The organism is Pseudomonas songnenensis, assembly GCF_003696315.1.
Classification (GTDB): domain Bacteria; phylum Pseudomonadota; class Gammaproteobacteria; order Pseudomonadales; family Pseudomonadaceae; genus Stutzerimonas; species Stutzerimonas songnenensis.
Genome location: NZ_RFFN01000003.1, coordinates 480,284 through 500,023, shown reverse-complemented (window position 1 = coordinate 500,023; position 19,740 = coordinate 480,284). Strand labels below are relative to the sequence as shown.

Annotated in this window: 15 protein-coding genes; 3 read left to right on the top strand and 12 right to left on the bottom strand. The window is 64.7% G+C overall.

The features are described 5' to 3' along the window. Positions 1-51 precede the first annotated feature (51 nt). The 4 genes from EA798_RS10975 to EA798_RS10955 form a co-directional block, all read right to left on the bottom strand. Positions 52-675 (bottom strand): formate dehydrogenase subunit gamma, encoded by a 624-nt coding sequence (locus EA798_RS10975; RefSeq protein WP_122098960.1) that lies wholly within the window; start codon positions 673-675, stop codon positions 52-54. Positions 676-732: 57 nt separating this feature from the next. Continuing rightward, on the bottom strand, positions 733-1,671 hold the full coding sequence (fdxH, locus tag EA798_RS10970) for a formate dehydrogenase subunit beta (protein ID WP_026012601.1): 939 nt from the start codon (positions 1,669-1,671) through the stop codon (positions 733-735). Then, on the bottom strand, positions 1,671-4,745 hold the full coding sequence (gene fdnG, locus EA798_RS10965) for a formate dehydrogenase-N subunit alpha (RefSeq protein ID WP_147456783.1): 3,075 nt from the start codon (positions 4,743-4,745) through the stop codon (positions 1,671-1,673). The genes fdxH and fdnG overlap by 1 nt, the downstream gene beginning before the upstream one ends. Positions 4,746-4,900: 155 nt before the next feature. Beyond that, entirely contained in the window at positions 4,901-5,737 is an 837-nt protein-coding gene (locus EA798_RS10955) for an AraC family transcriptional regulator (RefSeq protein WP_122098958.1), read from the bottom strand. Positions 5,738-5,853: 116 nt separating this feature from the next. Here EA798_RS10955 and EA798_RS10950 point away from each other — a divergent pair, with 116 nt between their 5' ends. Together EA798_RS10950 and EA798_RS10945 are read left to right on the top strand one after the other, a co-directional pair. Beyond that, positions 5,854-6,282 carry an organic hydroperoxide resistance protein gene (locus tag EA798_RS10950; RefSeq protein ID WP_122098957.1) on the top strand — a complete coding sequence of 143 codons (429 nt, stop codon included), beginning with the start codon at positions 5,854-5,856 and terminating at the stop codon, positions 6,280-6,282. 37 nt (positions 6,283-6,319) lie between these two features. Continuing rightward, positions 6,320-7,270, top strand: a complete 951-nt coding sequence (locus EA798_RS10945) for an alpha/beta fold hydrolase (protein ID WP_122098956.1) — start codon at positions 6,320-6,322, stop codon at positions 7,268-7,270. A gap of 161 nt (positions 7,271-7,431) precedes the next feature. Here the strand turns inward: EA798_RS10945 and EA798_RS10940 are convergent, their stop codons facing one another. The 3 genes from EA798_RS10940 to uvrD all read right to left on the bottom strand — a co-directional run bounded on the left by EA798_RS10940 (position 7,432) and on the right by uvrD (position 11,799). After that, the gene (locus EA798_RS10940; protein WP_015278734.1) at positions 7,432-8,274 is read right to left on the bottom strand and encodes a Tim44 domain-containing protein; all 843 of its coding nucleotides are present in this window, start codon (positions 8,272-8,274) and stop codon (positions 7,432-7,434) included. Positions 8,275-8,450: 176 nt separating this feature from the next. Next, positions 8,451-9,554: a TRAP transporter substrate-binding protein gene (locus tag EA798_RS10935; protein WP_106156459.1), complete on the bottom strand. Its 1,104-nt coding sequence runs from the start codon at positions 9,552-9,554 to the stop codon at positions 8,451-8,453. Between the two features lie 55 nt (positions 9,555-9,609). Next, positions 9,610-11,799, bottom strand: coding sequence for a DNA helicase II (gene uvrD / locus EA798_RS10930; RefSeq protein WP_106156457.1), 2,190 nt, complete (start codon positions 11,797-11,799; stop codon positions 9,610-9,612). 251 nt (positions 11,800-12,050) lie between these two features. On the opposite strand from uvrD, the gene EA798_RS10925 reads away from it, so the two are divergent. Then, entirely contained in the window at positions 12,051-14,882 is a 2,832-nt protein-coding gene (locus tag EA798_RS10925) for a putative bifunctional diguanylate cyclase/phosphodiesterase (protein ID WP_122098955.1), read from the top strand. A 5-nt stretch (positions 14,883-14,887) separates the two neighbouring features. On the opposite strand, the gene trhP is transcribed toward EA798_RS10925, so the two are convergent. The 5 genes from trhP to EA798_RS10900 form a co-directional block, all read right to left on the bottom strand. After that, complete coding sequence (gene trhP, locus EA798_RS10920) at positions 14,888-16,261, bottom strand: prephenate-dependent tRNA uridine(34) hydroxylase TrhP (protein ID WP_122098954.1); 1,374 nt, start codon at positions 16,259-16,261, stop codon at positions 14,888-14,890. Between the two features lie 127 nt (positions 16,262-16,388). After that, positions 16,389-16,607 (bottom strand): HP1242/YdcH family protein, encoded by a 219-nt coding sequence (locus EA798_RS10915; protein ID WP_122098953.1) that lies wholly within the window; start codon positions 16,605-16,607, stop codon positions 16,389-16,391. 164 nt (positions 16,608-16,771) lie between these two features. After that, on the bottom strand, positions 16,772-18,202 hold the full coding sequence (locus tag EA798_RS10910) for an aspartate kinase (RefSeq protein ID WP_122098952.1): 1,431 nt from the start codon (positions 18,200-18,202) through the stop codon (positions 16,772-16,774). Between the two features lie 155 nt (positions 18,203-18,357). Further along, on the bottom strand, positions 18,358-19,266 hold the full coding sequence (gene thpD, locus EA798_RS10905; RefSeq protein WP_122098951.1) for an ectoine hydroxylase: 909 nt from the start codon (positions 19,264-19,266) through the stop codon (positions 18,358-18,360). 68 nt (positions 19,267-19,334) lie between these two features. Next, entirely contained in the window at positions 19,335-19,736 is a 402-nt protein-coding gene (locus EA798_RS10900; RefSeq protein ID WP_013981379.1) for an ectoine synthase, read from the bottom strand. Between the last annotated feature and the right edge of the window lie 4 nt (positions 19,737-19,740).

Here is a 19,740-nt window from a genome sequence, read left to right as displayed (position 1 = left end):
TGCACGGGCGAAGATTCCCGCGGCGGCGGGAATCTCCGGCGCTTGGCAGGCTTACTTGCGCTGGTTGATCTCCCGGTACCAGGCCGGATGGTGCTTGCGCGCCCAGGCGCGGCTGACGGTGCCGTAGAGCATCGCGCCCATCGAGCCCTTGATCCAGATCGCGGCGTAGATATGCACGATGATGCTGACGATCAGCACGAAGGCGGCGATGGCATGCAGCAGGCTGGCCCAGCGCAGCGAGACGATGCCGAAGAAGCTGCTGAAGTATTCGCGCCAGATGACGATGCCGCTGAGCAGCAGCACCAGCATGCTGAGGATCAGCATCCAGAACAGCACCTTCTGCCCGGCGTTGTAGCGGCCGACTTCCGGCAGCTTTTCCTCGCGGTTGTGCACCACGTCGTTGATCTGCCTGAGCCACTGGCGATCCCGCGCCTCGATGCGGTTGTGCCCGGCAAAGCGGATCGCCAGCCAGAGGAAGAAGACGAACATCGCGACCCCGAGGAAGGGGTGCAGGATGCGCGTCCAGGTGCCGCCGCCGAACAGCCCGGAGAGGCCGAACAGCGCCGGATGAAACAGTGCCAGGCCGGACAGCGCGGCGAGCACGAAGAGAATCGCGACGATCCAGTGGTTGGTCCGTTGCGAGGGGTTGTAGCGTTCGATCTCGTTGTTGTTCATCGTTGACTCCTTGAGCGAGCGGACACCGAAGGCGGCCCCGCGAACGGGGCCGCGCGGTCAGGGTCGCGGCTCCTTGGGATCGACCACATGCACCGAAGGATCGACCTGGTGCACCACGGGCTCGCTGAGTTCGGCCTTGTCGTCCTCTTCCTCGACGCGGATCGGGCCGACCCGCGTGTAGTGGAAGAAGCCGGCCAGCACCGCCGCGCCCATGCCCAGCAGGGCGAGGGGCTTGGTCACGCCCTTCCACAGGCTGACCAGCGGGCTGATGGTGGGCTCGTTCGGCAGGTCGTTGTACAGCGAGGGCTGATCGGCATGGTGCAGAACGTACATCACGTGCGTACCGCCGACGCCATCGGGGTCGTACAGGCCGGCCTGGTCGAAACCGCGTTCCTTGAGGTCGGCGATGCGCCCGGCGGCATGCTCCTTCATGTCCTCCTTGCTGCCGAAGACGATGGCCCCTGTGGGGCAGGTCTTCACGCAGGCCGGCTCAAGGCCGACCGACACGCGGTCGGAACAGAGCGTGCACTTGTAGGCCTTCTTGTCCTTCTCGGAAATGCGCGGGATGTCGAACGGGCAACCGGTGATGCAGTAGCCGCAGCCGATGCAGTGGTCCTGGTTGAAGTCGACGATACCATTGGCGTACTTCACGATCGCCCCCGGCGCCGGGCAGGCCTTGAGGCAGCCCGGGTCGGCGCAATGCATGCAGCCGTCCTTGCGGATCAGCCATTCGAGGTTGCCGCTGCCGGGGTTCTCGTACTCGGCGAACTTCATCACCGTCCAGGATTCGGCCGTGAGGTCGATCGGGTTGTCGTAGGTCCCGTGGCTGGTGCCGACCTCGTCGCGCAGGTCGTTCCATTCCGAGCACGCCACCTGGCAGGCCTTGCAGCCGATGCACTTGGAGGTGTCGATCAGTTTCGCCACTTCGCCGATCTCGCGGATCGACGGCCGCTCGGTGGTCGTGGCGGAGCGGGCAATCACGTCTTGAGTAGCCATCATGCCTTCTCCACGTTGACCAGGAACGACTTGAACTCCGGCGTCTGGGTGTTGGCGTCACCGACGAACGGCGTCAGCGTGTTGGTCAGGTAACCGTTGCGCGCCACCCCGGCGAAGCCCCAGTGCAGCGGGATGCCGATCTGGTGCACCGTCTGCCCGTCTACCGTCAGCGGCTTGATGCGCTTGGTCACCACCGCCACCGCCTTGATGAAGCCGCGGTTGGACGACACCTTGACCCGCTCGCCGGCCTTGATGCCCAGCTCGTTGGCCAGCACCTCGCCGATCTCGACGAACTGCTCGGGCTGGGTGATCGCGTTGAGCCGGCAATGCTTGGTCCAGAAGTGGAAGTGCTCCGTCAGTCGGTAGGTGGTGGCGGCATAGGGGAAGTCCTCGGCGGTGCCGAACAGCTCCATGTCGTTCTTGAACACCCGCGCGGCGGGGTTGCTGATCGCCTGCGCGTTGCCCGGATGCAGCGGGTTGCGTCCGATCGGCGTTTCGAACGGCTCGTAGTGCTCGGGGAATGGCCCCTCGTTCATCTTGTCCACGGCGAACAGCCGTGCCACCCCCTCGGGGTTCATGATGAACGGATTCATGCCATCTTCCGGCCGTGAATCGACCTTGAAGTCCGGCACGTCGGTGCCGCCCCACTTGCCGCCGTCCCACCACACCAGGCGCTTCTTCTGCGCATCCCACGGATTGCCCGCCGGATCGGCCGAGGCGCGGTTGTAGAGGATGCGCCGGTTGGCCGGCCAGGCCCAGGCCCAGCCCAGCGTCTGGCCCATGCCGTAGGGGTCGGCGTTGTCGCGGCGGGCCATCTGGTTGCCGGCCTGGGTCCAGGAGCCGCAGAAGATCCAGCAGCCACTCGAGGTGGTGCCGTCGGCGCGCAGCAGGCCGAAGCCCGGCAGCAGCTCGCCGGCCTTGGCCAGCTGGGCGCCTGTCTGCAGGTCGAAGACGTCGGCCAGTGCCTTGCCGTTGTACTCCTGGGCAATTTCCTCGGCGCTCGGTTCTTCCGGCTGGCGATAGCCCCAATCGATGTTCATCAGTGGCTCGGCATAGGCGCCGCCTTCCTTGCGGTAGAGCTCGCGCAGGCGATGGAACAGCCCGCCCATGATCACCACGTCGGTCTTCGCCTGTCCCGGTGGCTCGGCGGCCTTCCAGTGCCACTGCAGCCAGCGGCCGCTGTTGACCAGCGAGCCGTCCTCCTCGGCAAAGCAGGTGGTCGGCAGGCGGAACACCGTGGTCTGGATGCTGGCGGTGTCGACGTCGTTGTACTCGCCGGCGTTGCGCCAGAACTCCGAGGTCTCGGTGGCCAACGGGTCCATGATCACCAGGTACTTGAGCTTGGCCAGCGCCGCGCTCACCTTCGCCTTGTTGGGGAACGAGGCGATGGGGTTGAAGCCCTGGCAGAAATAGCCGTTGACCTGCCCCTGGTACATCATGTCGAACACCTTGAGCACGTCGTAGCCGGGGATATCCAGCTTTGGCAGCCAGTCGTAGCCCCAGTTGTTCTCCGCGGTGGCGTTCCTGCCGTACCAGGCCTTCATCAGGCTGACGTGGAATTTCTCGTAGTGCTGCCAGTAGGACAGCTGCCCCGGGCGCAGCGGCTTGGCGGTGCGCTTGGTGATGTAGGCGGTGTAGTCCTGCTCGGCCTCCAGCGGCAGCGTCATGTAGCCCGGCAACAGGTTGGAGAGCAGGCCCAGGTCGGTCAGGCCCTGGATGTTGGAGTGGCCGCGCAGGGCATTCATGCCACCACCGGGCATGCCGATGTTGCCGAGCAGCAGCTGCACCATGGCGCCGGTGCGGATCATCTGCGAGCCCACCGAGTGCTGCGTCCAGCCCAGGGCGTACATGATGGTCATGACCTTGCCCGGGGCCGAGGTCTCGGCGATGGTCTCCCAGATCTGCAGCATCTTGTCCTGCGGCGTGCCGCAGATGTTGCTGACCACCTCCGGCGTGTAGCGGCTGTAGTGCTGCTTGAGCAGGTTATAGACGCAGCGCGGATGGGTGAGGCTCTTGTCGACGCGGGCGAAGCCGTCCTCGTCCAGCTCGTAGCTCCAGGCTGATTTGTCCGGGTAGGCGCGGCGGTCGGCGTCGTAGCCGTTGAACAGGCCGTTCTCGAAGCCGAAGCCTTCCTTCACGATGAACGAGACATCGGTGTAGTTGACCACGTACTCGTGCTGGATCTTGTCGTTTTCCAGCAGGTAGTTGATCAGCCCGCCGAGGAAGGCGATGTCCGTGCCGGTGCGGATCGGCGCATACATGTCGGCCACCGAGGCCGAACGGGTGAAGCGCGGATCGACCACGACCAGCCGGGCCTTGTTGCGCGCCTTGGCTTCGGTGACCCATTTGAAGCCGCACGGGTGCGCTTCGGCGGCGTTACCGCCCATGATCAGGATCAGATCGGCGTTCTGGATATCACTCCAGTGATTGGTCATCGCGCCGCGGCCAAACGTCGGGGCAAGACTTGCCACCGTCGGGCCGTGTCAGACACGTGCCTGGTTGTCGAACGCCAATATGCCGAGTGATCGAACCACCTTGTGGGTGATGTAGCCGGCCTCGTTGGATGATGCCGAGGCGGCGAGGAAACCGGTAGTCAGCCAGCGGTTGACCGTCTGGCCCTTGTCGTTGCGCTCGATGAAGTTGGCGTCGCGGTCGTCCTTCATCAGCCGGGCGATGCGGTCGAGGGCTTCGCTCCACTCGATGCGCTTCCACTCGTTGCTGCCGGCTTCTCGGACTTCCGGATGGGTCAGGCGGTTGGGGCTGTGAACGAAGTCCAGCAGGCCCGCGCCCTTCGGGCAGAGCGTGCCGCGGTTGACCGGGTGATCGGAGTCGCCTTCGATGTGGATGATGTTCTGTGCGACGTTCTTGCCGCCGCTGCCCTGGCTGTAGAGGATCAGCCCGCAACCGACGGAGCAGTAGGGGCAGGTGTTGCGGGTTTCACGGGTGTTGGTCAGTTTGAAATGCCGGATCGACTCGGCATATGCCGTTGGTGGGGCCATGCCCAATGCCGCCATGCTCGACGCCCCAAGGCCCACACCGCAGACCTTGAAGAACTGTCGACGGTTCATATCCATCGCAGGTTCTCCTTTCTTATCAGGCTGGAACGCCGATGCTTTGCCGGCGTCTGCCAAGGAGCTTAGCCAAGCTTTCAGAAAGTGAAGAATTAATTCCCGGAATCGCGGCTGCACATGTAGCCAGTCGTTCGGCCTGTGGTGGTCGCGCGCCGCGTTCAGGCGCTGGTCGAGGCGGCAAGCTGGTTCTTCCATTCCCGCGGCGTTTGTCCGGCTTGCGCCTTGAATGCCCGTGACAGCGCCGCTTCGCTGCCGTAGCCGACCTCGGTGGCGATCACCTTCAGCGGCCGCCCGCGCTGCAGCGCTTTCTGCGCCAGGCGCACGCGCCAGCCCTGCAGATACTGGCCGGGCGTCTGCCCGAGCGTTTCGCGGAAGGTGGTGGCGAAGGCGCTACGCGACATTCCGGCGACGCCGGCGAGGTTGTCGAGCGTCCAGTCCTGGGCGGGCGCTTCGTGCATCGCCACCAGCGCGTTGCGCAGACGCGGATGGGCGAGGCCGGAGAGCAGGCCGCCGCTGACCTCGTCGCTTTCCATCAGCTGACGCAGGATCTGGATCATCACCACCTCTACCAGCCGCTCCACCAGCGCCATGCGCCCGCAGCGCTGCTCGAAGGCTTCCTCGAACAGCAGCGAGAGCACCGGCTCGGCGCCCCACACGCCATCCAGCGGCAGGCAGACCAGATCGGCCAGGGCAGAGGCGATCGGGTTGGCGCTGCCCCCCTCGAACGTCAGGTTCGCGCAGACCATATCCACCTCGCGGTCCGGCGCGGTGATGAAGCGATGCGTCAGCGGTCGCGGGAACAGCAGCAGGCTCGGCTGCGTGACGTGCAGCGTCTCCCGGCCGTAGCGGACCTCCACCTCGCCGCGGCGAACCAGGTGCAGCTGCCCGTGCACGCCATCGCTCTGCAACGTGTTGATGCCGCACAGCGGCCCGGTGTTGAACACCTGGGCGCGCATCGGGAAGTGCGTCATCAGTGCGGCGAGGCGGTCAGCCATCTTTGTACTCCTGATCAATTTTCAAAGACTTTACGTCACCAATAGTTTTTCGTGCTGAGGAGAATAGCGCTTACCGGGCAGCACCGCTCCGGCAACCAGAAACAGGAGTCACCATCATGTCCATCGAGAAGATCCTCTACACCGCCACTGCAACCGCCACCGGCGGCCGCGAAGGCCGCGCCAGTTCGTCCGACCAGGCGCTCGACGTGCAACTGTCCACGCCGCGTGAACTGGGCGGCGCTGGCGGCCCCGGCACCAATCCCGAGCAGCTGTTCGCCGCCGGTTACTCGGCCTGCTTTCTCGGTGCGCTGAAGTTCGTCGCCGGCAAGCAGAAGGTCACGCTGCCGGCGGATACGCGCATCACCGGCAAGGTCGGCATCGGCCAGATCCCCACCGGCTTCGGCATCGAGGCCGAGCTGACCATCAGTGCCCCCGGCATCGCCCGCGACGTGTTGCAGGAGTTGGTCGAGCAGGCCCACGTGGTCTGCCCGTACTCCAATGCCACCCGCGGCAACATCGACGTAACCCTGATCCTCGCCGATTGATCCAGCCCATCGTAATTACGAACAGGAGACACACGCCATGAATGCCATCATCCGTACCTTCACCCTCCCGCTGCTGGCCATCGCGATGCAGCCGGCCTTCGCCGCGCAGCCGATGCAGGCGACGCAACCGACATCCAGCATCGCCAGCGTCCGCACCGCCAGCACCATCACCACGGCCGATGGCGTGCAGCTGTACTACAAGGACTGGGGCCCGAAGGATGGTCCGGTGGTCACCTTCAGCCATGGCTGGCCGCTCAATTCGGACAGCTGGGAATCGCAGATGCTGTTCCTCGCATCCGAAGGCTATCGCGTGGTCGCTCACGACCGCCGCGGTCATGGGCGCTCCAGTCAGCCGTGGCAAGGCAACGACATGGATCACTACGCCGATGACCTGGCCGCGGTGATCGAAGCGCTCGATTTGAAGGCGGTCACCCTGGTGGGCTTCTCCACCGGTGGCGGGGAGGTGGCGCGCTACATTGGTCGGCACGGCACTGGGCGGGTAAAAAAGGCCGTGCTGGTCAGCGCCGTGCCGCCGATGATGCTGAAAACCGCGGATAACCCGGGTGGCCTGCCGCTGGAAGTCTTCGACGGCATCCGCAAGGCATCGCTGGAGGATCGCGCACAGCTGTATCTCGACCTCGCCTCGGGCCCGTTCTATGGCTTCAATCGTCCGGGTGCGAAGGTTTCCCAGGGGCTGATCGACAACTGGCGCGCCCAGGGGCTGCAGGCCGGGCACAAGAACACCTACGACTCCATCGCCGCTTTCTCGGCCACCGATTTCCGCGGCGACCTGAAGAAGTTCGACGTGCCGACGCTGGTGATCCACGGCGACGATGACCAGATCGTGCCGCTGGACAGCTCGGGCAAGGCATCCGCCGCACTGATCAAGGGTGCGAAGCTGATCGTCTATCCCGGCGCGCCGCACGGCCTCACCGACACCCACAAGGGGCGCTTCAATCAGGACCTGCTGGACTTTCTCAGGAAATGATCGGATGCGTCGCTGTGCCGGCCGCGGTTAGCTCCGCGGCCGGTTTTTTTTGCACAGCAAAAGGTCGCAGGAGGGCGCGGCAGAAACGAAAAACCCCGCCGGGGCGGGGTCTTCGTGGCCTGTCCGGAGGCAGGCCGGTGTGGGTTCCGGAATGGTGCCGGTCAGGCGTTCTGACGGATACCGGCGACCAGCCAGGGCTGGTTCTCGCCCTGGGCACGTTCCATGCGCCAGCTTTCGCTGAACGGCTCGCCCTGGTCGAAGCGCGAGGTCTTCGATACACCGCTGAAGGTCAGGGTGGCGGTGGTCTTTTCGGCATCGTCGTCGACGCCGTCGAGCTGGATCTGCAGATCGTCGATGTAGGTCGACTGATAGGCATCACCGATCTCGGCGCGCTCCTGCTTGAGGAAGCCCAGCAGCTGAGGGGTAACGAACTCGGAGATCTTGTCCATCTCGTTGGCGTCCCAGTGCTGCTGCAGCGAGAGGAAGTGCTCGCGGGCCGCAGCGACGAAGCTCTGCTCGTTGAACCAGGCCGGGGCGTTGATCACCGGAGCGGCGGCAACCGGGGCGGCGCTGCCACCGAAGATGGAGGTCGCAGGCTGCTGCGGCATTTCACGCTGCATCGGGGCATGGCCGGCCATGGCAGGCTGCTGCTGGCGACGGCGGGCGGCGAGGAAGCGGAACAGCAGGAATGCGATCACGCCGAAGATCAGGATATCCATGAACTGGATGCCTTCGAAGCCGTCGCCCATGAACATCGAGGCGAGCAGGCCACCGGCGGCCAGGCCGGCCAACGGGCCGAGCCAGCGCGAAGCGCCGCTGGCAGCAGCGGGCGTCTGACGGCCAGCCTGGTTCGGTGCTGCCTGGGTCTGCTGAGGCGCCTGGCGGGTCTGGTGGCTGGGCGCCGAGCCGAAGCTCTTGCCGCCGCCGAAGCGCTTGGCGTGGGCGTCGAGCGCGAAGGTCAGGCTGATACACAGCGCCATGAAGATGCTAAGCACACGTTGCATTGAGTGTTCCCGCTGAAAAGAGTGGAGTACGCGCGCCATCCTGCCGAGGCCGGCAGGGGTTGGCCAGCGGCAGTATGTTACCGGCTTTTGCTTGCGACCGTTGGTCGCGCCGGTTGAGCACAGGGCAAGATGCGAAAACGGAGCCTGACGGCTCCGTTTCTTGTGCTGCAGCTGGCTCAACGCCAGTTGTACAGTTCTTTCTCGGAGATCTCGTGCATCGGCTTGACCTGTTCCTGGAAGGCTTTCATCGAGGCCCAGATACGGCCGTTCAGCTCGCTCTGCGCGGCCAGCTCGCCAAGCACCAGCTCCGACTGCTCCTGCATGGCGTCGAGCACTTCGTCAGGGAAGCGCTTGAGCTCCACGCCCTGCTGCTTGAGCTGTTCCAGCGCCAGGGCGTTGTTGTAGACGTAGTCGTCCATCATGTCGCGGCTGGCCGCACGGGTTGCCTCGGTGAGGATGGCCTGCAGGTCCTCGGGCAGGGTATCCATCGCCTTCTGGTTGACCAGCAGTTCCAGCACCGCCTGCGGCTCCTGCCAGCCCGGGTAGTAGTAGTACTTGGCCGCCTTGTGCAGACCAAAGGCCAGATCGTTGTACGGGCTGACCCAGTCAGTGGCGTCGATGGCGCCGGTCTGCAGCGCGGTGAACACTTCGCCGCCAGGCAGGTTCACGGTGGTTGCGCCGAGGCGCGCCAGCACTTCGCCGCCCAGGCCCGGCATGCGGATCTTCAGCCCGCGCAGGTCGCCCAGTGCATTGATTTCCTTGTTGTACCAGCCGCCCATCTGCATGCCGGTGTTGCCGACCACCATCGGCTTCACGCCGAAGGGTGCATACGCTTCCTCCCAGAACTTCTGGCCGTCGCCTTTGCTGAGCCAGGCGTTCATTTCGATGGCGGACAGCCCGAACGGGACCGATGTGAAGAACTGCGCGGTCGGGACCTTGCCTTTCCAGTAGTAGGCGGCGCCGTGACCCAGTTCGGCGGTGCCGCGGGAAACGGCATCGAACACTTCCAGCGCCGGCACCAGCTCGCCGGCAGCGTAAACCTTGATGGTCAGGCGGCCGTCGCTCATCACCTTGACGCGGTCGGCCAGGCGCTCGGCGGCGGTGCCCAGGCCCGGGTAGTTCTTCGGCCAGGCGGTGACCATTTTCCAGGTGTAGGTTTTGGCGGGTTCGCTGGCGGCTTGTTGGCCGGCGTTTTCGACGTTCTTGTCGTCATTGCAGCCGGCAAGGCCGAGGGTAGCAAGCAAGGCAGCGGCAGCACCGAACAGATGGCGGCGTTTCATGGGTCGGTTTCCTTGGTCTTTCTTGTTGTATGAGGCGTTGACGTTAGCGTCAACCTCATAGGGCTTCAAGTTTTGCGTAACTGAGCATCAGCCATTTGCTGCCCTCGTCTTCGAAATTCACCTGCACCCGGGCCTGGGCACCGGAGCCTTCGAAGTTGAGGATGGTGCCTTCGCCGAACAGCGAATGACGCACGCGCTGGCCGAGGCTGAACGGCGTTTCCGGCACGCCGGCGCCGTCGAACAGCGAGGAGCCGCTCATGCTCTTGCCACTGAACGAGCGCGTCACGGTATTGCTCAGGCGCACTTCCTGGATCAGCGCAGGCGGCACTTCGCGGACGAAACGGGAGATCTTGTTGTAGGTCTCGCTGCCGTAGAGCCGGCGGGTTTCGGCGTAGGTGATCACCAGCTGCTGCATGGCGCGGGTGATGCCGACGTAGGCCAGGCGGCGTTCCTCTTCCAGACGGCCGGATTCCTCCAGGCTCATCTTGTGCGGGAACAGGCCTTCTTCCATGCCGACCAGGAACACCAGCGGGAACTCCAGGCCCTTGGCACTGTGCAGGGTCATCAGCTGCACGCTGTCCTCGTGGTCGCCGGCCTGCTGTTCGCCGGCCTCCAGCGAGGCGTGGTCGAGGAAGGCGGCCAGCGGCGACTGGACGTCGTCGTCCTCTTCGCTGTAGCTGTCGAAGGCGCGTGCGGCGGAAACCAGTTCCTCGAGGTTCTCTACCCGCGCCTGGGCCTTCTCGCCCTTCTCGTCGCGGTGATAGGCCAGCAGGCCGGACTGTTCGATGACCAGCTGCGCCATGTTGTGCAGCTGCATGCCTTCGACCTTCAGCGCCAGGGTGTCGACCAGCTCGACGAAGCCGTTCAGTGCACTGGCCGCACGGCCGGAAACCGCCTTGGTGCCGACCGCCTGATGCAGCGCCGCCCACATCGACAGGCCCTGCTCACGCGCCAACTGGCGCAGGCATTCGACGGTCTTCTCACCGATGCCGCGGGCCGGCACGTTGATCACCCGCTCCAGCGCCGCGTCGTTGTCGCGGGTCTGGATCAGGCGCAGGTAGGCCATGGCGTTCTTGATCTCGGCGCGCTCGAAGAAGCGCTGGCCGCCGTAGATGCGGTAGGGGATCTTCTCGCGCAGCAGCGCCTCTTCCAGCACCCGCGACTGGGCGTTGGAGCGGTAGAGGATGGCGATCTCGCTGCGGCTCATGCCGTCGCGGATGGCCTTCTCGATGCTCTCGACCACGTAGCGCGCTTCGTCGTGCTCGTTGAACGCGGCGTACAGGCTGATCGGCTCGCCCTCGCAGCCGGAGGTCCAGAGTTCCTTGCCGAGACGGCCCTGATTGTTGGCGATCAGCGCGTTCGCCGCCTTGAGGATGCAGGCGGTGGAGCGGTAGTTCTGCTCCAGACGGATGGTTTCGGCGTCAGGGAAATCGGCGCTGAACTGATGCAGGTTCTCGATCCGCGCGCCGCGCCAGCCGTAGATCGACTGGTCGTCGTCGCCGACCACCATCAGGCTTTCGCCGCCCTTGGCCAGCAGGCGCAGCCAGGCGTACTGCACGGCGTTGGTGTCCTGGAACTCATCCACCAGCACATGGCGGAAGCGCCGCTGGTAGTGCTCGAGCAGGCCGGGGTGGTCGCGCCACAGGTCCAGGGCACGCAGCAGCAGCTCGGAGAAGTCGATGACGCCGGCGCGGGCGCAGGCCTCTTCGTAGGCTTCGTAAATCTTCAGCTGGGTGGCGAGGAACAGATCGCCGCCGGCCTGGATGTTGCGCGGCCGCAGGCCTTCATCCTTCTGCGCGTTGATCCACCACTGGGCCTGCCGTGCCGGCCAGCGCTGCTCATCGAGGCCGAGTTCACGGATCACCCGCTTGACCAGGCGTTGCTGGTCATCGGAGTCGAGGATCTGGAAATTCTGCGCCAGCTTGGCTTCCTGCCAGTGCGCCCGCAGCAGGCGGTGGGCCAGGCCGTGGAAGGTGCCGACCCACATGCCCTGCGGGTTGACGTGCAGCAACTGCTCAATGCGCTGGCGCATCTCGGCGGCAGCCTTGTTGGTGAAGGTCACCGACAGGATCGAGTGCAGCGAGGCGCGTTCGACCTGATTCAGCCAGGCGATCCGGTGCACCAGTACGCGGGTCTTGCCCGAGCCAGCGCCAGCCAATACCAGTTGACGTCCCAGCGGCGCGGCCACGGCCTGGCGCTGAGCATCGTTGAGGGAATTCAGGAGGAGAGAGAGATCGTCATGCATCGCGGCATTCTATTGGAAATGCCCGCGCTGCGCTCGTTCCTGTGGTCCGTTGCCGCGCCGTTTCGGGTCCGGAAAGGGCGCCCCGGGGCGGCTGGGAAGGGTGCATCAGCCTGCGTCCGCCGGTCGGCGAATGTGAGCTTCGACACTTTTTCCGACGTGTCGCCGTATGACGCAACGCTAGCAACGTGCCATTATCGCCCGTGGTTTCCGAGGAGCCTCATTCGGGTGCAGCTACTATTAGAACAACAGCCATGACCGATTTCGTTAGAGCCGCTTGCCCTGCATCGGCCCAGCTTCTGCCTGATGCGCAAGCGCTGTTCGATCAGACCGCTGAGCGTACGCGGCTGCTCTACCGCGGCTCCCGCCTCCCCGCCGTGCTGCTGTTGCTGACCACGCTGGCTTGTGGCGTTGTGCTGTGGGGCGAGCAGGCGGGTGTCGGGCTAGCTGTCTGGCTGTCATGGATGCTCGCCTTGGGTCTGTTGCGACTGCAGCAAGTCATGGCGTTCAACCGCGCCAGCACCGAGTTGCAGGCCGCGCCGTACTGGCGTTGGCGCTTCATGCTGGGCAGTGCAGCCTCTGCCCTGAGTCTCTGTTATGCCATGGTCGCGCTGGTGCCGGCCGATGCGTTCGTTACCCAGGCGCTGCTCTATGGTCTGATCGGCTCGGTGGTGGTAGCCGCCAGTGTCGCCTATGGCGTCAGCCTACCCGCGTTCTTCAGTTTCGCCGTGCCGAGCCTGTTGCCGACCGGCTTGCTGCTGGTCAACAGCGGTCATCCGCTGCAGCAGGGCTGGGGTCTGCTGGCGTTGATCGTGCTGGCGACGCTCAGCCTGATTGCCTGGCAGATCAGCCGTCTGCTCAGCGACAGTCTGGAGCAGCGCTGGCACAAGCTGCAGTTGATCGAGCGGCTGGAGAAGGTTGGGCGCGATTCTGAGCGACTGAACGTCAGGCTGGCCAAGGAGGTCGAGCAGCGCCGTCACGCCGAGCAGCAGCTGCAGCGCGCCTACGACAGTCTCGAGCAGCGCGTGGACGAGCGAACCGCAGAGCTCGGCGAGAGCGAGGCCCGGTTGAATCTGGCGCTGGATGCGAGCGGGCTTGGCTTGTGGGACTGGGACCTGCAGCACAACCGGGTGCACTATTCCCGTCTGGAAGTGGTGTTCGGCATCGGGCGGCAGCAACGCCACGACGATAATGGCTCGCCGCTGCCGGACATCCATCCGGGCGACCTGGACCGCGTGCGTGCCACCCTGATTGCTCACCTGAAGGGCGAAACCGAGCAGTTCGCCGTCGAATATCGCGCGCTGCGCGCCGATGGCAGCGAGCTCTGCCTCGAGGATCGAGGCCGGGTGATCCAGCGCGATGCTTCCGGCCGCGCGCTGCGCATGATCGGCACCCGCCGCGACATCAGTGAGGTCCGCCGCCAGGCCGAGCAGCAACGCCTGGCCGCCACGGTGTTCGAGGCGGCCAGCGAAGGCATGGTGATCATGGACGCCAATTACCGGGTGCTGGCCGTCAATGACGCGTGCTGCGCGCTCTCCGGCTATGAGCGCGAGGAACTGCTCGGCCGCAGCATCGCGCGAATCGCCGGCTCGCCGGAAAGCCAGCGCCAGTACGCGGCGATGCGCGACGCACTGGAGCGCCACGGCCAGTGGCAGGGCGAGCTGATCGAGATGCGCAAGAGCGGGGAGATCTACCCGCAGTGGGTGCAGCTGCGCGAAGTACGCGATGCCGGCAACAGCGTTACCCACGTGGTCGCGTTCATTTCCGATCTCAGCGTGCGGCGCAAGATCGAGGAGCGCCTGCGCTACCTGACCCATTACGATGACCTGACCGGCCTGGCCAACCGCGGCCTGTTCAAGGAGCGCCTGCATGAGGCCTGCCAGCGCGTCCGGCGTAGCGGGCGCAATCTGGCGGTGCTGTACATCGATTTGGACCGCTTCAAGCTGCTCAACGAAAGCCTCGGTCATGAGGCGGCCGATGCGTTGCTGCGCGAAGTCTCGCGTCGGTTGTCCATGACCCTGACGGAAGCGAACACCATTGCGCGCCTGTCCGGCGACGAGTTCGTCGTGCTGCTCGATGCCTACGGCAGCCTCAGCAGCCTGGCGCATCTCGGCAGCCGGGTGCTGCAGCGGATCCGCAAGCCGATGATCATCGACGAGCAGGAGCTGGTGATCAGTGCTTCCATCGGCGTCAGCCTGTTGCCGGACAACAGCCGCGATGCAGAGGTGCTGCTGCGCCAGGCGAACATCGCCATGCAGCAGGCCAAGCATCTGGGCGGTAACACCCTGCAGTTCTTCACCGACCGGCCGCAGGCCTCGAGCATGCAGTACCTGCAGCTGGAGAATCAGCTGCGCAAGGCACTGGAGGTGGGGCAGCTGGAGGTGTTCTACCAGCCGCGGCTGAGCCTCGCGGACGACAGCCTGGAAGCCGCCGAGGCACTGGTGCGCTGGCGTCACCCGGAGCTGGGGCTGGTGGCGCCGGCGCAATTCATTCCGCTGGCCGAAGAAACCGGGCTGATCATTCCGCTTGGCGAGTTCGTGTTGCGCGAGGCCTGCCGTCAGGCGCGCCAGTGGCAGCAGGACGGGCTGGCCGCGATCCGCGTATCGGTGAATCTGTCGGTCAAGCAGCTACGCCAGGGCAACTTCGTCAGCCTGGTGCGTCAGGTGCTGGAGGAAACCGGGTTGCCGGCGACCATGCTGGAACTGGAGCTGACCGAGAGCCAGCTGCTCGACGACATCGACAATGCCATCAGCATCAGCGAACAGCTGCGCGCGCTGGGTGTGAAGTTGGCCATCGACGACTTCGGCACCGGTTTCTCGTCGCTGAGCTACCTCAAGCGCTTCCCGGTGGACTACGTGAAGATCGACCGTTCCTTCATCAGCGAGCTGGAGCATTCCAGCCAGGACGCAGCGATTACCCGGGCGATCATCGCCATGGTCCACAGCCTGGAACGCAAGGTGGTGGCCGAGGGGGTCGAAACCCAGGCGCAGATGGACTTCCTCAAGGCCAACCACTGCGACGAGATTCAGGGCTACCTGCTCAGCCCGCCGGTGCCGGCCGAACAGTTCGCCGAGTTGCTGCGCTAGCGGCGTCAGCCGCGGGTGGTGCTGCCTTCGAGCTCGCGCATCAGCAGCGCGTAGCGCAGGTCCACGTCTTCCGGCACCGGCAGGTAGACGGTGTGACCGTCGCCCGGGGCCACCTCGATGGCTTCGCCGCGCTTGTTCTCCAGTTGCTCCAGGCGCAGGTTCAGGTTGCCCTGCGGCGTCATCAGCTCCAGCTTGTCGCCAACGGTGAAACGGTTCTTCACCGTCACTTCAGCCAGACCGTTGCGCCGCTCGCCGGTCAGCTCGCCAACGAACTGCTGGCGCTCGGAGAGCGAGAAGCCGCGTTCGTAGTTCTGGTATTCGTCATGCACATGGCGGCGCAGGAAGCCCTCGGTGTAGCCACGGTGGGCGAGGGATTCGAGGGTATCCATCAGCGACTTGTCGAATGGCCGGCCGGCGAGCGCATCGTCGATGGCCTTGCGGTAGACCTGCGCGGTGCGCGCCACGTAGTAGTGGCTCTTGGTGCGGCCCTCGATCTTCAGCGAGTGCACGCCCATCTGCACCAGGCGCTCGACGTGCTGCACGGCACGGAGGTCCTTGGAGTTCATGATGTAGGTGCCGTGCTCGTCCTCGAAGGCGGACATGAATTCGCCCGGACGGCTGCTATCTTCGAGCAGGAACACTTCATCGGTTGGCGCGCCGACGCCTAGGGTCGGTTCAGGGCTGCTCGGCTCGGCCTGTTGCACGGCGATCGGCTCGTACTTGTGCACGATGTCGCCGATCTCGTTCTCCTTCGCTTCGTGGGTCTTGTACTCCCAGCGGCAGGCGTTGGTGCAGCTGCCCTGGTTGGGATCGCGCTTGTTGATGTAGCCCGACAGCAGGCAGCGGCCGGAGTAGGCCATGCACAGCGCGCCGTGGACGAACACTTCCAGCTCCATGCCCGGTACCTGCTCGCGGATCTCGCCGATCTCCTCCAGCGACAGCTCGCGGGAGAGGATCACGCGGCTGACGCCCTGGCTTTCCCAGAACTTCACCGTCGCCCAGTTCACCGCGTTGGCCTGCACGGAGAGGTGAATGGTCATCTGCGGGAAATGCTGGCGCACCAGCATGATCAGGCCGGGATCGGACATGATCAGCGCATCCGGGCCCATCGCCACCACCGGCTCCAGGTCCTTGATGAAGGTCTTCAGCTTGGCGTTGTGCGGGGCGATGTTGACCACCACGTAGAACTGCTTGCCCAGCGCGTGGGCCTCGTCGATGCCGAGCTTGAGGTTGGCGTGGTCGAACTCGTTGTTGCGCACACGCAGGCTGTAACGCGGCTGCCCGGCGTACACCGCATCGGCGCCGTAGGCGAAGGCGTAGCGCATGGATTTTAGCGTGCCGGCGGGCGACAGCAGCTCGGTGCGGTAGGGGGTGCTCATGGCGCGTGACTCGCAGGAGGGCATCGGAGAAGCGCGGCATTTTACTGCGCTTGCCGGCCGATTGCGCGTCGTCCGCGATATTTGCAATGAGGCCAGGGACGCCCCGCCTGGGCGGGGCGCCGGGGGGTCAGGCGGCAGACGCGTCCTTGAGCATCTGGTAGAGACGGTCCTTGAGCTGCAGTTTCTCCTTCTTCAGGTTTTCCACCTCGCTGTCGGTGCCGGGCACGATGTGCGCTTCGATGTTCTTGACCCGTTGATCCAGCTCGTTGTGCTCATCGAACAGGCGGGCAAAGGTCTTGTTGTCGGCCTTGAGACGGGTGATCAGGTCGCGGTACTCGGGAAACATGGCAACTCCTGCATGGTGGATAAGCCGGCGAGCAGGTCAGGCGTAAAGCGTGACGTGCTTCTTGTCTCCATACTCATCCTGCGCGGTGCCTGCGGTATTGATCGGCGTCATGCGCCGGACAGCAAAACGCCGGGACGAGCCCGGCGCTTCAGGTGACGCTGCGCTTAGGCCGCGGCGATCACGTCGCCGTGGTTTTCCGGCTCGATCAGTGCGCGGTGCAGCGCGGCGATCGCAGCGTCGTAGTCCTCTTCGTTGACCACGCACTGCATTTCCACCTGACGGATCGACTGGTGGATCGCCTGGATGCTGATGCCGGCCTCGGCCAGGGCGGCCACGGTCTTGGCCAGGATGCCCTTGACCTTGAGGTCCGAGCCGATCGCCGAAACGATCGCCAGGTTGTGCACGGTGACCTCGGCGGCCGGGTAGTGCTCCTCGATCAGCCGCGCGGCGCGGTTGATCAGCTTGCGCGAACCGGAGGCGTAGTAGGTGATGCTGTTGGCGTCGGAATCCTTGTTCACCACATAGAGCTTGAGCTGCTTGAGCAGCTTGCTGATCTCCATGTCGTGGCTGATGTCGCCGAGCATGTCCTGGTCGAACACCTCGATGCCGAAGACGTCCTTGCGCCCGGCGATGATCTCGACGCAGGGCTTCTCGGACTTGTAGTCCTGGCTGATCAGCGTGCCGCCATGCTCGGGCTCGAAGGCATTCTTGATGCGCAGCTCGACACCGGCGCGACGCAGGGTCTTGGCCGCACGCGGGTGGATCGCCTCCATGCCGAGGTTCGACAGCTGGTCGGCGACGTCGTAGTTGGTGCGGCCGATGGTGACCACCTTGTCGGCGCCGACCAGGTTCGGGTCGGCCGAGGAGAGGTGGAATTCCTTGTGGATGATCGCCTCATGGGCACCGGTGGCAGCGGCGATCTGGGCGAAGGTGATCTCGCTGTAGCCGCGGTCGTAGGTGTTCATCAGGCCTTCGGCGCAATGGGTATAGCCGGTGGCGACCACCAGTTCGCGGCTCAGGTCGAAGCCGGAGAAATGGCTGGCGATCATTTCCTCGAACGGCAGCGGCGCTTCCTGCTGCCAGCCGGTGAGGTCGGCCAGGCGTGCATTGACGCCGCGCTGCTTGAGCGCCAGCACCGAGTTGAAGGCGCTGTGCGCTTCGCCGAGGGAGGCGAGCATCTCGCGCACCTTCATCAGGTGTTCGGAGAGCTGGAAGTGGCCGTAGGCGCAGAGCTTCTGCAGGCTGTGCATGCACTCGCTGGCATCGTCGATGCGCGAGTTGATGAACTGGTTGGCGGCGTGCAGTTCGTACTCGGAGCTGAACAGCTCGGCGTTCTTTTCCAGCATGCGCTGGCGCACCTGTTCCAGCGCCTCGCGCCAGGCGCCTTCGTTCTGCGCATCGGCGAAACGCTGATAGACACCGGGCTCGCCGGTCTTCTTGTGTTCCAGCAGCAGGTTGGTCATGCCGCTGTAGGCCGACACGACGAAGATGCGCTGATACAGCGCCGCGCCTTCCCGGCGGCCGATGAAGATATTGTCGAGAACTTCCTCGAAGCGGCTCATCGACGTGCCGCCGATCTTTTCTACGGTATGCATCTTTATATTGCGTCCGAATCTGGCAGGCCGTTGACGGGCCCGGCGCGGCTGGCGCACCTGTCGATCAACGAGCTGAAAATGAATTCATCCCTGGGCCGGTATGAGCGTCGGCCTAACCGGGGAAACGGGCCCGTCATCAGACGCGCCCGATCGCCTCAGAGATACTGTTGCGGCTGAATTTCCAGCGGCTTGAATTTCTCGCGCTCGGCGACGAAGGCCGGACGGGGTTTCTGCTCGCAGAATGGCGCCTGCACGGCATTATCCACGTGGTTGTAGACATAGAACAGATTGCTGCGGGCGCTGGGCGTGATGTTGCCGTTGGAGCCGTGCATGGTGTTGCAGTCGAAGAACACCACGCTGCCGGCCGGGCCGGTGGCGCAGTCGATGCCGAAGCGGCCGGCCAGCTCGCTCAGGCTGTTCTGGTCGGGGATGCCGATCTCCTGCTTGCGCAGGGATTTCTCGTAGTGATTTTCCGGTGTGGCGCCGACGCAGCGCACGTAGTGCTTGTGCGAGCCGGGCATCAGCATCAGCGGGCCGTTGTGCGGCTCGTTGTCGGTCAACAGGATCGAGCAGGACAGGCAGCGCATGCGCGGCATGCCGTCTTCGACGTGCCAGGTCTCGAAGTCCGAGTGCCAGTAGAACTCCTTGCCGGTGAAGCCGGGCTTGAAGTTCATCCGCGACTGATGCACGTACAGGTCGCCGCCAAGGATGAAGCGGGCGATGCCGGCGGTGCGCTCGTCGGCAGCCACGCGGGCGAACAGCTCGTTGTCCTTGTGGATGGCGAACACCGAGCGAATTGCGCCGCTATCGGGTTCCTTGATGGTCTTGCCGGAACCGGCGACGGCCGGGTCCTGGCGCATGCGCTCGAGTTCGGCGCGAAACACCGCGACTTCGTCGGCGCTGAACAGATTGGGGATGACCAGGTAGCCGTCGCGCTCGAAGCGTTCGACCAGCTCTGCCGCGATCGGCGCATTCTCCAGGTCGCTGCGGTAGACGACCGGATCCAGGCGTTCCTGCCAGCTGGGCTGGTCTTCCTGGCGCGAGGGATACAGGTCGGCTTGCATAGGGTTCACGCTTACCTCCTTTCTTGTAATGGCGGGGCGGCGCGGTGGCCGCCCCGGTTAAACCGGTATCAGACGGTTTCGGCCTCCAGCGGATAGACGCCGCTTTCGTCATGCACTTCGCGCCCGTTGAGCGGCGGGTTGAAGACGCAGGCCAGCTTCATGTCTTCGCTGCCGCCTCGCAGCAGGTGCTCGTCATGCTTGTCCAGCACGTACAGCGTGCCCGGCTCGATCTTGTAGATCTTGCCGTCGGCAATGGTCTCGATCTCGCCATTGCCGCTGATGCAGTACACCGACTCGAAGTGGTTCTGGTAGTGGATGTGCGTCTCGCTGCCGGCGTAGATGGTGGTGATGTGGAAGGAGAATCCCACCTTGTCGTCCTTGAGCAGCATGCGCGTGCTGTCCCAGGTGCCGGTCTGGCTGTGGACCTTGCGGTCGGTCTTTTCGCACTCGGCGAGGGTTCTGACGATCATGGCG